Annotated in this window: 12 protein-coding genes; 1 reads left to right on the top strand and 11 read right to left on the bottom strand. The window is 72.0% G+C overall.

Annotated features, from left to right (window positions below; all coding sequences use genetic code 11):
- Positions 1-78: 78 nt before the first annotated feature.
- From FYW99_RS24345 to FYW99_RS24315, 7 genes are all read right to left on the bottom strand, one after another.
- Positions 79-1,056 (bottom strand): PfkB family carbohydrate kinase, encoded by a 978-nt coding sequence (locus FYW99_RS24345; RefSeq protein WP_150254356.1) that lies wholly within the window; start codon positions 1,054-1,056, stop codon positions 79-81.
- Positions 1,057-1,161: 105 nt separating this feature from the next.
- Complete coding sequence (locus FYW99_RS24340; protein ID WP_150254355.1) at positions 1,162-2,325, bottom strand: oxygenase MpaB family protein; 1,164 nt, start codon at positions 2,323-2,325, stop codon at positions 1,162-1,164.
- Positions 2,326-2,341: 16 nt separating this feature from the next.
- On the bottom strand, positions 2,342-3,394 hold the full coding sequence (locus tag FYW99_RS24335) for a polyprenyl synthetase family protein (RefSeq protein ID WP_150254354.1): 1,053 nt from the start codon (positions 3,392-3,394) through the stop codon (positions 2,342-2,344).
- On the bottom strand, positions 3,387-3,680 hold the full coding sequence (locus tag FYW99_RS24330) for a hypothetical protein (protein ID WP_150254353.1): 294 nt from the start codon (positions 3,678-3,680) through the stop codon (positions 3,387-3,389). The genes FYW99_RS24335 and FYW99_RS24330 overlap by 8 nt, the downstream gene beginning before the upstream one ends.
- Positions 3,681-4,307: 627 nt before the next feature.
- Complete coding sequence (locus tag FYW99_RS24325) at positions 4,308-6,617, bottom strand: FtsX-like permease family protein (protein ID WP_150254352.1); 2,310 nt, start codon at positions 6,615-6,617, stop codon at positions 4,308-4,310.
- Positions 6,614-7,330, bottom strand: a complete 717-nt coding sequence (locus tag FYW99_RS24320; protein WP_150254351.1) for an ABC transporter ATP-binding protein — start codon at positions 7,328-7,330, stop codon at positions 6,614-6,616. The genes FYW99_RS24325 and FYW99_RS24320 overlap by 4 nt, the downstream gene beginning before the upstream one ends.
- A complete protein-coding gene (locus tag FYW99_RS24315; RefSeq protein ID WP_150254350.1) occupies positions 7,327-7,851 on the bottom strand; it encodes a PadR family transcriptional regulator in 525 nt (174 codons plus the stop codon). Before FYW99_RS24315 ends, FYW99_RS24320 begins: the two co-directional genes overlap by 4 nt.
- Positions 7,852-9,143: 1,292 nt before the next feature.
- On the opposite strand from FYW99_RS24315, the gene FYW99_RS24305 reads away from it, so the two are divergent.
- A complete protein-coding gene (locus tag FYW99_RS24305; protein ID WP_150254409.1) occupies positions 9,144-10,967 on the top strand; it encodes a calcineurin-like phosphoesterase C-terminal domain-containing protein in 1,824 nt (607 codons plus the stop codon).
- Between the two features lie 200 nt (positions 10,968-11,167).
- On the opposite strand, the gene FYW99_RS24300 is transcribed toward FYW99_RS24305, so the two are convergent.
- The 4 genes from FYW99_RS24300 to FYW99_RS24285 are packed head-to-tail and all read right to left on the bottom strand — an operon-like array spanning position 11,168 to position 14,016.
- Positions 11,168-12,169 (bottom strand): L-histidine N(alpha)-methyltransferase, encoded by a 1,002-nt coding sequence (locus FYW99_RS24300; RefSeq protein ID WP_150254349.1) that lies wholly within the window; start codon positions 12,167-12,169, stop codon positions 11,168-11,170.
- Positions 12,166-13,167, bottom strand: coding sequence for an iron-containing redox enzyme family protein (locus tag FYW99_RS24295; protein WP_150254348.1), 1,002 nt, complete (start codon positions 13,165-13,167; stop codon positions 12,166-12,168). The genes FYW99_RS24300 and FYW99_RS24295 overlap by 4 nt, the downstream gene beginning before the upstream one ends.
- The gene (locus tag FYW99_RS24290) at positions 13,164-13,379 is read right to left on the bottom strand and encodes a CDGSH iron-sulfur domain-containing protein (RefSeq protein ID WP_150254347.1); all 216 of its coding nucleotides are present in this window, start codon (positions 13,377-13,379) and stop codon (positions 13,164-13,166) included. Before FYW99_RS24290 ends, FYW99_RS24295 begins: the two co-directional genes overlap by 4 nt.
- Positions 13,372-14,016 (bottom strand): HemK2/MTQ2 family protein methyltransferase, encoded by a 645-nt coding sequence (locus FYW99_RS24285; RefSeq protein WP_150254408.1) that lies wholly within the window; start codon positions 14,014-14,016, stop codon positions 13,372-13,374. The genes FYW99_RS24290 and FYW99_RS24285 overlap by 8 nt, the downstream gene beginning before the upstream one ends.
- Positions 14,017-14,168: the final 152 nt, after the last annotated feature.

The following is a 14,168-nucleotide window of genomic DNA, read 5'->3' as shown; positions in this document are numbered from 1 at the left end:
TTGGAGCGCCGACATCGGCTACAGGTACAGGAACAGCGCAGGTCACAACCCCATGCTCCGCACCAGTCACACTTCTGGTCAGCTCGCCGGCTCCGGTCGGGGGTTTCCGCCGTCCCCGGCCTCCGCCAGGAAGGCGTCCGTCTCCTTCGCGGTGGGGCAGGTGGCCGGGCCGCGGCGGGTGACGGCCAGGGCGGCGGCCGCGTTGGCCCGGCGTGCGGCCGACAGCGGGCCCAGGCCGCTGGCCACGGCGGCGGTGAAGACGCCCACGTGCGCGTCACCGGCTCCGTTGGTGTCCACGGCGCGCACGGGAAAACCGGGCATCCGCCGGGGAGCCGCGTCCCCGGCCCCGTCTCCCGCTCCGGCCACCACGCAGCCCCGCGCGGAGTCGCGCACGACCACCACGCCGCCGGGACGGATCCGGGGGAGGAGGAGCGCGGAGGCCTCCTCGGGGACGGCGTGCCCGGTCACGGTGGCGGCCTCGGCGGCGCTGAGGCTGAGCAGGTCCACGCGGGCCAGGGCCCGGTCCAGGGCCCGCCGGGGGATGTCGCCCACGACCGGCGCCGGGTCCAGGACCAGCCGCACCCCCTCGGGGAGGTCACCGATCCAGGCGAGCAGGTCGTCGGCGCTCGGGCCGGGCAGCAGCGAGTACCCCACGGTGTAGACGAAGTCCCTCGGCCCGGGCCGCAGGGTGCGCAGCCGGTCCAGGGACAGGTCCATCTCGGCGCCCAGCCGGGTGACGAAGGTGCGTTCGGCGTCGCCGTCCACCAGGGCCACGCAGAAGCCGGTGTCCGCGTCGGGGGAGGGGGCGTGCGCCACCGCCACCCCCTCCGAGCGCAGCGCGGCACGGGCCAGGTCCCCGTGGGGCCCGGTTCCGTGCGCTCCCGCGTAGACCACCTCCATGCCCGCGCGCGCCGCGGCGGCGACGACGTTGAAACCGCCTCCGGCCACGGTCCGGGCGGAGGAGGCGAACACGCCCTCCCCGGCCCGGGGAAGGGCGTCGACCGCCATCACGACGTCGATGATCACCGGTCCCACGTGCAGGAGGCGTCCGGGCACGGCAGGGGCTCCCCTCGTCTGCGCCGACCGCGGCGGCCGACCCCGCGATCATCCCAGCGGCGGTCGGAGGAGGGGCCCACCGGGGTCGGGGCCGACCGCCGGCGCTCAGGCCCCGGGCGCCGGGGGCGGCGGGGTCCAGCGCCGGGCGCGGGGGGCGTGGGAGGGGACGCCGTACTCGTCCTTGAGCCGTTCGGGGATGGCGTACTGCATGACCCGGCCGCGGGTGAGGGAGCTCAGCTCCAGGTGGGTGGTGACGTGGCCGAGGCGGTCCAGGGCCCACGCGCCCAGCGGGGAGCCGTCCTCTACCCGTTCGAGGATCCCGAGCAGGGCGGGGGAGGCCCTGACGGCCGTGTCCCAGCCGCTGCGCGGAACCCGGAGCCAGTCGGCGCAGGTGTCGCCGATGAGGTAGCGGACGAGGGCGGCGACCACCGGGTCGAGGAGGGTCCCGGGCACGACCTCCTCGTAGAGGTCGATGAGCTGGCGGGTCAGGTGCGCCCCCTCCTCGGAGGGGCCCATGTACCGGGTCATGTACAGGTCGGAGAACTCGCGGGCGCTGGCCACGTCGGGCGGCGCGTGCTCGGTGCTGATCCCGAGCATGGCGCCGACGATGCGCCAGGCGTAGTAGTAGGACTCCGCGCCCTCGACCGACATGTGCACGCCCAGCCGGTGCAGGGCGTCCAGGACCTGGATGGAGAAGATCATCTGGCCGCCGATCATGTCCTCCTGGCAGATCGGCGTGCCGAGCGCGTCCACGTCCCAGCGGTCCTCACGGCGCATGTGGTAGCGGATGGAGGCGTGCAGCAGGCGCACCTTCTGGGCAGCGGGGACGAACCGGCTCCCCGCCTCGAACGCGTCGGGCTGCATGAGGTAGACGGTGAACTGCCCGGTCTCGGCCATGCGCCGCGAGGGGTACTCCAGGGCGTGGGTGGCGCTGAGCAGTCTGGCCACGTGCGGGATGACGTAGCAGGCGGGCATCGCCGAGAAGGCCAGGGCGGTGGAGATGTGCACGTTGTTGTCGATGAAGAACAGACGGGCCCTCTCCATCTCACCCCAGTCGACCCAGGAGGGCGGCGCGGCCGTGGCGTGCAGGTACTCGCGGGCGACGTCGGGCAACCCGTCGGGCAGCTCCTGTCCGGTGGTGGAGAAGTAGCGCATGAGGGTGTTGAACTTGCCGACCTCCCCGCGCTCGAAGAGCGTCTCCACCGTCGCGTCGGCGAGTTCGTCCCCCATGAGCCGCAGCGCGTTCATGGACTCCGGTGTGTAGGACATGGGTCCCTTCCTGGGATCAGGAGCGGCGGTCCGAGGCCGAGGCCACCATCTGGGACAGGGCGGCGGCGGCTTCGCCTGGTAGGTCGGCGCGGGCGAGGGCGGAGGTCGCGGCCCGGACGCGCTGGTCGATCATCTCCTCGACGCGCTCGGGGGCCCCGGTGCGCCGCATGATCGACCGCACCCTGGACAGGCCCTCGCCGTCCAGGCCGCGGCGGCCGAGCAGACCGCGCAGCTCCCGGCGTTCGGCCGGGGCGGCGGCCGCCCAGGTCTCGGCGAGCAGGACGGTGGGCCGGTTGCCCCGGACGTCGTCCAGGTTCGACTTGCCCGTGCGCTCCGGGTCGCCGAACAGCCCCAGCAGGTCGTCCCGCAGCTGGAAGGCCTCGCCCAGGGGAAGTCCGTAGGCGGTGAAGGCCTCCATCATCGAACCCGGTGCGCCGGCCAGCGCACCGCCGATGCGCAGGGGGTGCTCGACCGTGTACTTGGCCGTCTTGTACCGGATCACCTGGAGCGAGCGGCCGGTGTCGGGCGGGGAACCGGTGCGCAGGACCTCCAGGCACTCACCGGCGATCAGTTCCCGGGCCATGACCAGCCACAGCTCACGGGCGCGGGACAGGTAGGCCGAGGGCAGGCCGCAGCACAGGAACAGCTCCGCGGCCCACGACATGAGCAGGTCCCCGGTCAGCAGGGCCAGGGCGCGGCTCCCGGCGTGGGGTCTGGCCCTGCCGGCGAACGCCGTGCGCAGGGCGACGTGGGCGCTCGGCACGCCGTGCCGCGTCGGGCTCTCGTCGATGAGGTCGTCGTGGACGACGGCCGCGGCGTGCACCAGTTCCATCGCGGCGGCGGCCCTGACCAGCGCGTCGCTGTCCGGCTGCCCGGCCGCGCGCCACCCCCAGTAGCAGAACGACGCGCGCAGGCGCTTGCCCCCGGTCACCGCCACGTCCAGCTGTTCGGCCACCGGCAGCAGGTCGGCGTCGATGGCGACGAGCCGGTCCGTCTCCCGGCGCGCGAACTCCCGGAGCTCCGTGTCCACCCGGGCCCGGAGCAGGAGCTGCTCCCCGGTCTCAGCCATCGCTCTGACCGGGGCGGGAGGACGACGCGGAGGCGGCTCGCCGGGCGAGCAGTTCCATGTGGGACTCGGCCGTCGGAGCGTACCGTCGCAGCGCCAGTTCGCCGCGCTGCCTCAGTTCCTGTCGGCCGTCCCGGGCCAGTTCGGCCAGGTCCGACCGGCCCAGCAGCGACCGCGCTCCCCGAAGGGCCGCGCCGATCCCGCTGTAGGCCAGGTCGGCCACCCCGGCCGCGAGCAGCAACGGCTCGCTCACGCGGTCGGTGTCGGCACCGTCACCGGTGTGCGCCACGGCGTGTCCCCCATTCCCGGTTGGCACGAAAAGGACCGCGGTCGGAAACGGACGGCGCTTCCGGAAGTCCGGTCCGGTCGGCCGGAGATGCGCTGCGGTCCCCTGTGGAGTGATCATCTTCGGTCATCGACGTTTTTGTCAACGCAATGGTGTGATCTGGTTCGGTTTGGTGAGAGTCGAAGAGGGGAGGGAGGAGGAGTAAACGGACAAGGCGGAGGAAAATTTGCTACCTGTGGGGGGATTTTCTCTGTTCTCGCAGGTGAAGTGTGTCCTTCTGTCCGGAGTTCGGGTCGGTTCGAATGCCGCAGGGGGAAAGCCCGGAACGCCGTAAGCCGTTGCTTTCGGGGTGGGTCTCCCCGGATTTCGGGGGCGGTCGGGACTTGGTGGGGATTTCCGTGGATTAGTGCCCAAGGGGTTTCATAACTCGCATACGCTTCCATGTCAGACAAAGGTGATATGGACGGATTGGATTTTCTGTGGCCGCCGTGCTCCTCCCGAGGCGGAGCCCCGACGTGACCCGTGACCCGTGTGTGTGGAGCGGCCGCCGCTCCTCCGGCGAGACCACCCCCGCGAACGGACGGCGGGGCCGCGGGCCCGGCGCCCACGACCCCACCACGCGCCCCGGCCTCACTCGGTGCGCAGGCCCTCAGGGCTCGTCATCCGCCACAGGTAGGGCAGGCTCGCCAGCGTCACCAGCGCGATCACGCCGAGCCCGGCGCCCACGAGCGGGAGGAAGCCCAGCCAGTCGGTGACCGGGAGGTCGGCCAGCCGCAGCAGGAGGAGGCCGAGCCCGGTCCCGCCTCCGACGGCGATCGCCAGACCGAGCACCACCGGGATCGCGGTCTGCCACAGCACCGACGCGGCGAGCGTGGAGCGGCTGGTCCCGAAGGCGATCAGCACCGAGAGCTGCCGCCTGCGCTCCCGCAGCTGCTCGACCGTGGAGATGACCATGCTCGCCCCGATCACCAGCATGGTGAGGAGGGCACCGGCCTGGAGCGCGTCGCCGATGGACGTCAACATGTTGCCACCGCTCTCCCCGTGCAGGGTGCGCAGGTCGGTCCCGGGGCTGTCGACGCCGATGTGGTTGCGCACGTGCTCGACGGCGTCCGGGTCGCTCCCGTCGAGGGTGATGAACACCGTGGACCGGAGGTGCTCCAGCTCCTCGACCGGAAGGGCCGACGGGGTGAGGAACAGGCCCTGGTACTCCTGCTCGACCAGGGGGTCCGCGGCCTGGGCCTCGCGCACCGGCGGGACCGTCCAGGGGCGGGGCTCGGCGGCGGAGCCGCCCGGAAGGGCGTTGTTGAGGTCCAACCGGTCCCCCGGCCGCACGGAGGACGCCTCCTCACCCGCGACGAAGGCGTCACCCTCGGCACAGGAGGAGAACGTGATCAGCCCGCCCAGGGCCGCGCAGTCGGCGACGACCACCGTCCGCCACGGGTCGTCGGCGCCAGACGGGGCGTCCGCCGGGGGAAGGTGGGCCAGGAGGAAGGGGGAGGAGGACTCCACACCCCTGGCGCCGTCGACGCCGCGGGCGAACTCCGCGCCCTCGGCGCGGCTCTCCACCGTGGCCGAGGCGATCATCCCCACCTGGTCCGGCTCCTGGTCGCCGCCGGAGGGGACCTGGGCGTTGACCGCGGAGAACAGCATCTGGAGCGCGATCGCCCCGGCCACGGCGAGGGTGACGCCGCTGACGGTGCGGGCCGCGAGCCCGCTGTTCAGCTGGAGGCGCCGCGTGGCCATCTGCCACGACAGCGGACCGCCGCGCAGGCGGCCCACCACGGCCTCGACGGCCCACGGCAGCAGCAGGGTGAACCCCGTCAGGGCCACCGAAACACCGACGGCGATGGCCCACTCCGTGCCCTCGGAGCCCTCACCCCGCCCGAGCACGACCAGGACGGCGCAGCCGACGGCCAGGACCAGCACGCGCCACCACAGCCGCCGTCCCCGGTCGGAGCCCTCCCGGAAGACGCCCAGCGGACTGACCTCGACCCTGCGCAGCGCCAGGAGCGTCACCAGGACGGCGCTGGCCGGGACGAGCACCACGACGAGGGCGGCGATCAGCGGCACCGGTGTGAGGTCCGCGGGCAGCACCCCCGAGCCCGGGAGCCGCACGTCGTCGGCGAACGTCCGGACCACCAGGAAGAACCCGGCGCCCAGGACCAGGCCCAGGACCGCGCCGACGAGGGACTCGCCCGCGGCGATCCTGCGCGTCATCGCCCTGTCCGCGCCCACCAGCCGCAGCGCGGCCAGGCGCTGGTCGCGCCGCTCGGCACCGAAGCGCAACGCGGTGAGGATGAACGCGGCGATCGGCAGCAGCAGCACCACGATGATGACGACGATGAGCAGTACGAGGATCGCGGCCATACCGCCGCCCCGCTGGTCCGCGCCGAAGCCGGAGACGGCGTACCGTGCCGGGTCCTGGGAGAGGGTGTCCGTGCCCAGGTAGAAGTAGAGCTCGTGCGGCCCCCGCAGGCCTTCGGAGCCGATCAGGCCGGTGACGGAGACGCCCTCGAACCGCTCGGCGAGCAGGGCGTTCTCCGGTGAGCCCAGGAGGTCGCGCAGGGCAGGGGAGACGTAGAGCTCGCCCGCCTCCGGCAGCCGGTCGATCCCCGGAGGGAGCACGTCCGTCCCCGGGTCCCCGGGCGCTTCGAGCAGCATGCCCGTGAACATGTCGCCCCGGTAGTCGACGATCTCCGGGGCCGCGAGGACCGCGGCGTCGCCGGTCGGCGCCCCCTGCTCCAGGAACACCGGCGCCCGCGCGTCCATCCGGTCCTGGCCCGCCGTGCGCACCGAGGGTGCCGCGGCGGCCAGCAGGAGCACCATCACCCCCAGGCCCACGCCCAGCGCGGTGAGCAGCGTCCCCGTCCAACCCGCCCGTCCTCCGTTCAGGGTGAGCCTGGCACCCATGGCCAGGTCGCGGTACCACCGGCCGATCATGTCGCCCCCGTGATCCCGGCGGTGGCGCCGAGGGCCTGGCCGTCGCGGACGACGACCTCGCGGTCGGAGTAGGCCGCGACCCGGACGTCGTGGGTGACCAGGACGACCGCGGCCCCGCTGTCGCGGGCCGCACCCGTGAGCAGTTCCATGGCGCGCTCTCCGTTGAGCGAGTCCAGCGCACCGGTGGGCTCGTCGGCGAAGAGCAGCCGCGGTTTCGCCACCAGCGCCCGCGCGATGGCCACCCGCTGCCTCTGTCCGCCGGACACCTGGCCGGGGCGCTTGTCGCGGACGTCGTCCACCTCCAGGCGGGCCATCCACTCCACCGCGGAGGCCTCCGCCCTCCTGCGGGCGACGCCGGTCAGGCGCAGGGACAGCGCGACGTTCTCCACGCAGGTCAGCTCGGGGACGAGTTGGCCGAACTGGAAGACGAAGCCGAAGTCGCTGCGCCTGAGCCTGCTGCGCTCGGCGTCGGACAGGGCCGACAGCTCGCGACCGCCGTAGTGCACGGTGCCGCCGTCGAGGTCGAGGATGCCCGCCAGGCAGTGCAGCAGTGTGGACTTGCCGGATCCGGACGGGCCCATGACGGCGACGACCTCGCCGGAGTCGATGCTGAAGTCCGCTCCGTTCAGTGCGGCGGTCGACCCGAAGTACTTGCGGAGTCTGGTGGCGGTGAGCAGGGCACCCGTGCCCTCCGCCGCTGTGGTGCCGCTCACGCGCCGACCTCCCCGGCGAGTCGGTCGAGGCGGCTGGCGGTCAGCTCCAGCCACCGGATGTCGGCCTCCAGGTGGAACAGGGCGTGGTCGCAGACGAGCTGGTCCGCCAGGTCGCCGCCCGTCTTGCGACGGGTGAGCTCACGCATGAGGCGCAGGTGCTCGGCCCGCTGGACGTCCAGCAGCCCGGCGGCGTCACGGCCGGTCAGCAGCGCCAGCACGACCTTGGCGTACAGGGTGCTCTGGAGGTAGGGCTCCGGCCTCTCCGGCGTGGCGAGCCAGCGGCCGACGTCGGTGACACCGGCGTCGGTGATGGCGTAGCGCTTGCGCTCGGGGCCGCTGCCCACCTCCACGCCGTCCACCTCGACCAGGCCGTTCCTCAGCAGGCGCGACATCGTCGAGTAGACCTGTCCGTAGTGCAGCGGCCGGTCGTGCCCGAACCGTTCGTCGAAGAGGCGTTTGAGGTCGTACCCGTGGCGGGGGCCCGATTCGAGCAGACCGAGCAGCGTGTTGCCGATAGACATGGCGGCGACTATACACAATGTGTATAGATGGGGTGAAGAGGGGTGAAGCGGCCCGATTCCGGCGCGGGTTCCCGTGTCTGGGCGGATCCCTCAGGTGCGACCGTTCCCCGACGGCTCGGCGGTCGTCGTCCCCGGGCGCTCCCGCGGGGTCGCGGACCCGTGGTGGTGGATGTGGAGCTGGACCGTGTGCCCGGCCTGGACGACGACGCCCCGTGCGTCGCCGTGGACCTCGTTGCGGGTGTTCGCCGGCCCCGGAACGGGCCGCTCGGTTCCGACCGAACCGCGGCGGGGCTTTTCCGGCACCAGGCCGGGCCACCGTTGTGCGGCCTTGTGCCTGAGGATTCTCACGAGTAGATCAGCGGCGCCCATGGCTACTTTGCAGGTGAACAAGCCCGCGGCGATGGCGAGAAGGAACTGGAGGAGTGCCGCGGGGCCGAGTTGGAGCGCGAGTTTGTGGGCAGGCTCCGCCAGATGTAATGGCCCCGGAAAGACGAAGCCAGAGTGCTGAGAGCCAGTGCCTTGATCTTCTCCTGTGCCTTCCCGCTTATCCGAAAAGCGACCACGACGAGGGTACAGGAAAGGGTCGCGGCGCGCGAGGGTGGCACCGCTCGTGGTGTCGTCGCGGGGGGACGGACTCGCCGGGGGCGCGGGCAAGGGCCGGGGAGCCGTCGACGGGGCCGGATTCCACGCCGGGACACGTGCCGATCGATCTGGGAGTACGCCGCACGGTGTCGGTGGCGTCGCCGAGGGTCGTGCGGCGCCCGAGGCGGCCTCGGGGCGCTGTCCGGCGGCGCGTCGACGAGGTTTTTCGGCGTGGGCGGAGTTGCGCCTTGCTTCCCGGGCCGACGTGCGTAGACATTAGCTGGCGTGCGCGGACATTTGTCAGCGACGTCCTGGGCCCGGCCGTGGGGCTTTCTCGGCGACAAGTGCGCCGGGAGGGCGGACGAATCCCGCGACAGTCCGAGAAATCGGAACCCGAGTCAGTCCGGGCCGGATCGGAGAGAACGTCCGAACGGCCCCGGCCATTCGCAACGTATGGGGATGGAACTGGCTGAGAATAATCAGTGTGCCGCGTCAGTGGTCACCGGCCGGTGGTCGACTGTTGGTCGGCGACTGGGCCTTTGTTCAGCCATATCTAGAAAGGTTGCTTCCCGCCGGTCCCCCTGGCCGGTTCTGCTCCCCCTCCCCCGCATACCGGAGGCAACTGCATGCCAACGACACATCCACGACGTGCGCAAACGCCGAGTGCTCTGCGGGCACGCCGTTACTTTCGCGCCGCGATGGCGGCCTCGATGGCCGCCGTCATCGCCGGTTCCGTGACCGCGCTGCCCGCCCCGGCCGCGGCGTCGCCGTCGGAGAGCTTCGATGACACCGCCTACCGCGGCGAGGTCGAGGTCGTCCGCACCCCGACCGGCGCCGCCGACGACGCGGTGTTGACCGGTCAGGTGTTCGTCGACGCGAACCGCGACAGCGTCAGCGACGGCGACGAGACCGGTCTGTCCGGCGTCATGGTCACCAACGGCCGCGACGTGGTGCTGACCGACGGCGAGGGCCGTTACGAACTGCCCGCGTTCGACAACATGACGGTGTCCATCACGCAGCCCTCGGGTTACCAGGCGCCGATGGACGAGCACAACATCCCGCAGTTCCACTACAACCACCTGCCCGAGGGGTCCCCGGAACTGCGCTACGGCGGCATCGAGCCGACCGGCCCCCTGCCGTCCGCGGTCAACTTCCCGCTGGTGGAGAGCGAGCAGACCGCCAACGCCGCCCAGAGCTGCATCATCGCCGGAGACCTCCAGACCTACGACAGGCAGGAGATCGAGTACGCGCGCGCCGGCGCCATCGCGGACCTGGCCGAGCGCCACGACTACGCCAGCTGCGGCACGCTGTTCGTCGGTGACGTCGTCGGCGACGACCTGTCGCTCTACCCCGACGTCAAGGACCTGGTCGGCGAGACCAACGGTCCGGTCCGCTTCCTGCCGGGCAACCACGACCTCGACTTCGACGCCCCGAACGCCGAGCACTCCTTCGACACCTACCGCGCGCAGCTGGGACCGGAGTACTACTCCTACGACATCGGCGACGTGCACTTCATCGCGCTGAACACCGTCGACTACCCGTGCACCGCGGCCGCCGACAGCCCCGAAGGCATCGAGGCGCACTGCGCCGACCCGGAGGGCGACCCGTCCTACAACGGCCGCCTCGACGAGGACCAGCTCGCCTGGCTCGAGCGCGACCTGGCCAACGTCGACCCCGACAAGCTGGTGGTCGTCGCCAGCCACATCAGCCTGCTCAACTACGCCGACTCGACCTCCCCGGTGCACCAGGTCGACCAGGTCAAGCGGGTGCACGAGCTGCTGGAGGGCCGCAGCGCCGTGGCGGTGTCCGGCCACAGCCACAGCATCGAGAACCTCAAGACCGGTGACAGCGCCGAGGGCTGGCGGGACGTCCTCGGTGTCGAGGGCCTGCCGTTCCCGCACATCACCGCGGGCGCGATCTCGGGTGACTGGTACTCCGGCGCCATCGGTGACGAGGGCTACCCGACCGCGATCGGCCGCGACGGCGGACGCCCCGGCGTGGTGACGCTGGACGTCGAGGGCAACGAGTTCCAGGAGCGCTACACCGTCACCGGCGAGTCCGACGACGTGCAGACGCAGCTGGGCATCAACAGCCCGACCTACCGCGAGTGGGTCGAGGAGCGCCAGGAGTGGAACGGCAACCCCGTCGGTGAGGCCCCCGAGTTGGAGGAGCCCCTGGTGGTCGACCGCGCGGACCTGGCCTACGGCAGCTGGCTGACGACGAACTTCTTCTTCGGCTCCACCGGTTCGACGGTCGAGGTCAGCATCGACGGCGGACCGGCCGAGGAGGCCACGCGCACCCAGCAGATGGAGGGTGAGGCCGTCAACGTCGGCGTCGAGTACTCCGACCCGTACGCGGTCTCGCAGCAGCTGGTCCACGGCGGCAGCCTCGCCAACCGGACGATGCACCTGTGGCGGTTCGACCTGCCCAGGAACCTGCACACCGGTGAGCACACCGCCGAGGTGACCGCGACCGACTCCTACGGCCGCGAGTTCACCGACGTCCTCGAGTTCGAGGTCATCGGCCGGAGGTAGCCGCACTTCTCCACCAGGAGGGCCGCCACCCGCACCGGTGGCGGCCCTTCGCCGCGGCCGCGCCAGCCGGTGTCCTCCGGACGCGGCCGGGGCGGCGGCCGAGACGAGCGCGCGACCGCCCGCGGGGCGTCGACCTCTGTGTCGGCTGACGGGGCGTTCGTTGGCGGTGTTCGTTCACGGAGTCCGTTGGCGGAGTCCGTTCAGGCCCCGTCGCGGCGGAAGAGGAAGAGCCCGTACCGCGCCTCGGGGTCCAGCCACCGGGCCCGCAGGCCGAAACCGTGCGCTCCCACCTCGTCGGCCAGCCGTTGAACGTCGAACTTCACCGAGTAGCCGACGTTGAGGAACCGCCCGCGCGGTACGCGCACGGTGAGCCCCAGCCCCGGCACGGGCACCGTCCGGTCGGCCCTGGCGCGAAGACGTCCCTCCACGGTGGAGGTGTCCGCGTCGTAACACGCCTCCGGGACGAAGTCGTCGAGCACGAAGTCGGCGCCGTAGCGACGGTTCAGCTGGGTGAGGTAGTTGAGCCGGAAGTCGGCGAAGGCCGAGTGTCCGGCGGGATCGTTGTAGCAGGTCTCCAGGGCCTCGCGGCCCTTGTCCAGGTCGGCGGAGACCAGGAAGCCCTCGCCCGGGCCCAGGGTCCGGGCGATCTCACCCAGCAACGCGTCGCGTTCCTCACGGGTGGCGTTGGCGAAGCTGCTGCCGAGGAAGACGACCGCGAGCGGCTCGCCGGGGTGGGTGCGCAGCCAGTCCAGACCGGCTTCGTAACGTCCCCACAGGCCCGTGACCTCCAGCTGGTCCAGCTCCGCGCACAACGCGGCGCCGCTGGACTCCAGCATGCTCCGGTCCACGTCGATCGGAAGGTAGGTGGTCCCGCGCAGGCGCACGCAGCTCTCCAGCAGCAGCCGTGTCTTCTTCGCGCTTCCGCTGCCCAGTTCCGCGATCCGCCCGCAGTCGAGCAGCTCGGCTATCTCCTCGGAGTGGCGCTCCAACAGGTCGCGCTCCACGCGGGTCAGGTAGTACGTGGGCAGTTCGGTGATCTGCTCGAACAGCTCGGACCCGACCGCGTCGTAGCCGAGCCAGGGCGGCAGCCGGGGCGGTGTCTGCTGAAGGCAGTCGCGCACCACCGTGTCCTCCGGCACCGCGTCGCCCCTGTCGGCGAGCGGAAGGACGCGGGCTCGCACCGCCGGTCCAGGTGGTCTCATGGTCTCCTCACGTCCGCCCCGTCGCGGAAGCTCGACTCGCCGCGACTCCAGTGCTGTAGGAGGTACTCCTCCAACCGGGTGGCCAGAAGAGTGCTGCCGCGGATACCGAACACGATGTCGGAGGCCAGTTCGGGTTCGGCGCTCAGCAGCGGCGCGACCACCTCGCGCCGCAGGAGCTGCTCGTGCACCGCGTCGGCCTCGACGTGCTCGGCGTAGAACCGAACAGCGGCCGGACCGCAGCCCAGCCTCCGCATGGCCTTGACCAGACGGTCCGAGCCCGGGGAGGAGGTGAGTTCGACGGTGGCGAACTGTCCGACCAGTGCCCCGCGCAGACCGCGGTGCAGACCGCACAGCGACATGAAGTTGACCTCGGCCAGCATCTCGGCGGGGGCGGAGTCGAGATAGGCGCCGTAGTCCGCGCGCAGGCCCAGCTCGGTCATCATGTCGGCGAAGAGCTTGGAGTGCGCCCGTTCGGGGTCTCCCGCACCGTACTCGTCGTGCTGCACGGTCACGAGGGCGGCCTTCGCGGGGCCGTTCAGGCGCGGGATGACGAAGGTCTGCGGGTCGGCCTCCTTCAGGTGGTAGAGCGAGCGGTGGGCGACGTACTCGCGCAGCTGCCACAGTTCTCCGTGACGGCGCAGGTGGTGGGAGGTGCCGAACGCGTCGACGTGTTCGACGAGGAGCGCGCCGAGTTCGCTCTCGACGTCCGTGTCGACGGTCACCTCGTCCCTGAGCGCGCCGAGGAAGACCCTCTCCAGCTCGGCGCGGACCGTCAGCAACGCCGGGTCCCACTCGCGCTCGGCGTCGACCCCCCGGAACCCGCGGTAGTGGAGTTCGTAGCAGCAGTAGAGGGCGAGCTGAAGGTCCTCGCCGTAGGGCGGGGACCCGTCCACGGCGGGAAACCCGGGCCGGTCCCCGCGCAGTGCGCCCAGAACCGCCTCGGAGACCGGGCCGCGAGGGGCGGGAAGCGTCGGCGCCTCCGGCATCGTCATGGTCATGAGTCGTGCTCCTTCCCCTCGCCACCGCGTACACGTCGACGGTGGCTGGTGTCGCAGAACGGGCGGCGCCTGCTGCGGCCGCACGCGCACAGCGCGGTGACCGCCCGATCGCTGTGCACGCGCGTCCCGTCGGGCGTCTCCACGTCGACCGGTCCGTAGACGAGGATGGGGCCCTCGCCGGTGACGACGACCCGGCGGCGGTCCTCAGCCATGGCGCGCCTCGATGACCACGAGCTCCTCCTCCACCTGGTCGGGGCCGAGCAGCCCGCGGGCGCGCAGTGCCGGAGCACGCGCCCGCAGCACCGGCCCGAACGGGATGCGGGCCCTCGCGAGGACCTCGGGCACCAACCCGGCCTTCTTGAGCTGGTCCAGCGTGGCCCGCTCGTCGGCGAGCTCGGACTGCACGAGCAGGAGCGCGCCGTCCTCGTTGAGTACCGAGGACGCCCCCGCGCAGATGCGGTCCAGCAGGATCCGCCCGTCCGGTCCCGCGTCCCAGCACCTCGCCATCCGGTGGCGGGACGGCAGCTGACCGGCGGCGGGCATGTAGGGCGGGTTGGCGAGCACGAGGTCGAAGCGGTGCGGGGCCACGGGAGCGAACAGGTCACCCCGCCGGACCGTCGCCGGGATCCCGCGCAGTCGGCTGTTGAGCCAGCTCGCCAGTACCGAGCGCCGCGACAGGTCGATCGAGGTGAGGCTGGCCGCGCCGGCGCGGAAGGCCTCGATACCCAGCGCCCCGGTACCCGAGCCGACGTCGAGGACTGAGCGGCCTGCGACCTGGCCGCGCTCGCGCAGCACGGCACGGAGCAAGGAGGTGTCCTCCTGAGCTCGGTAAACACCAGGTGGCCTCATGAGCAGCATGGGGCAACCACTACCCGGCACCGAACCGTCCAACCGCCGCACCGGGCCCTCCGCGTGATGGTTGGGCGGTCGCGGGGGGTCGGTGTTCCCGGATGCAGCGAAGGCGGCGGCCGAGGCCACCGCCGCGCTCCTGCGAGGCCCGG

This window comes from Nocardiopsis deserti (genome assembly GCF_008638355.1).
Lineage (GTDB): Bacteria > Actinomycetota > Actinomycetes > Streptosporangiales > Streptosporangiaceae > Nocardiopsis > Nocardiopsis alborubida.
This window is presented reverse-complemented; position numbering and strand designations above follow the sequence as displayed.

Bases quoted from the DNA above. Each gene is read 5' to 3' on its own strand.
- FYW99_RS24325 (WP_150254352.1), bottom strand. From the start codon at position 6,617: ATGATCGGCCGGTGGTACCGCGACCTGGCCATGGGTGCCAGGCTCACC.
- FYW99_RS24285 (WP_150254408.1), bottom strand. From the start codon at position 14,016: ATGAGGCCACCTGGTGTTTACCGAGCTCAGGAGGACACCTCCTTGCTC.
- FYW99_RS24295 (WP_150254348.1), bottom strand. From the start codon at position 13,167: ATGACCATGACGATGCCGGAGGCGCCGACGCTTCCCGCCCCTCGCGGC.
- FYW99_RS24340 (WP_150254355.1), bottom strand. From the start codon at position 2,325: ATGTCCTACACACCGGAGTCCATGAACGCGCTGCGGCTCATGGGGGAC.
- FYW99_RS24300 (WP_150254349.1), bottom strand. From the start codon at position 12,169: ATGAGACCACCTGGACCGGCGGTGCGAGCCCGCGTCCTTCCGCTCGCC.
- FYW99_RS24315 (WP_150254350.1), bottom strand. From the start codon at position 7,851: ATGTCTATCGGCAACACGCTGCTCGGTCTGCTCGAATCGGGCCCCCGC.
- FYW99_RS24335 (WP_150254354.1), bottom strand. From the start codon at position 3,394: ATGGCTGAGACCGGGGAGCAGCTCCTGCTCCGGGCCCGGGTGGACACG.
- FYW99_RS24290 (WP_150254347.1), bottom strand. From the start codon at position 13,379: ATGGCTGAGGACCGCCGCCGGGTCGTCGTCACCGGCGAGGGCCCCATC.
- FYW99_RS24305 (WP_150254409.1), top strand. From the start codon at position 9,144: ATGGCCGCCGTCATCGCCGGTTCCGTGACCGCGCTGCCCGCCCCGGCC.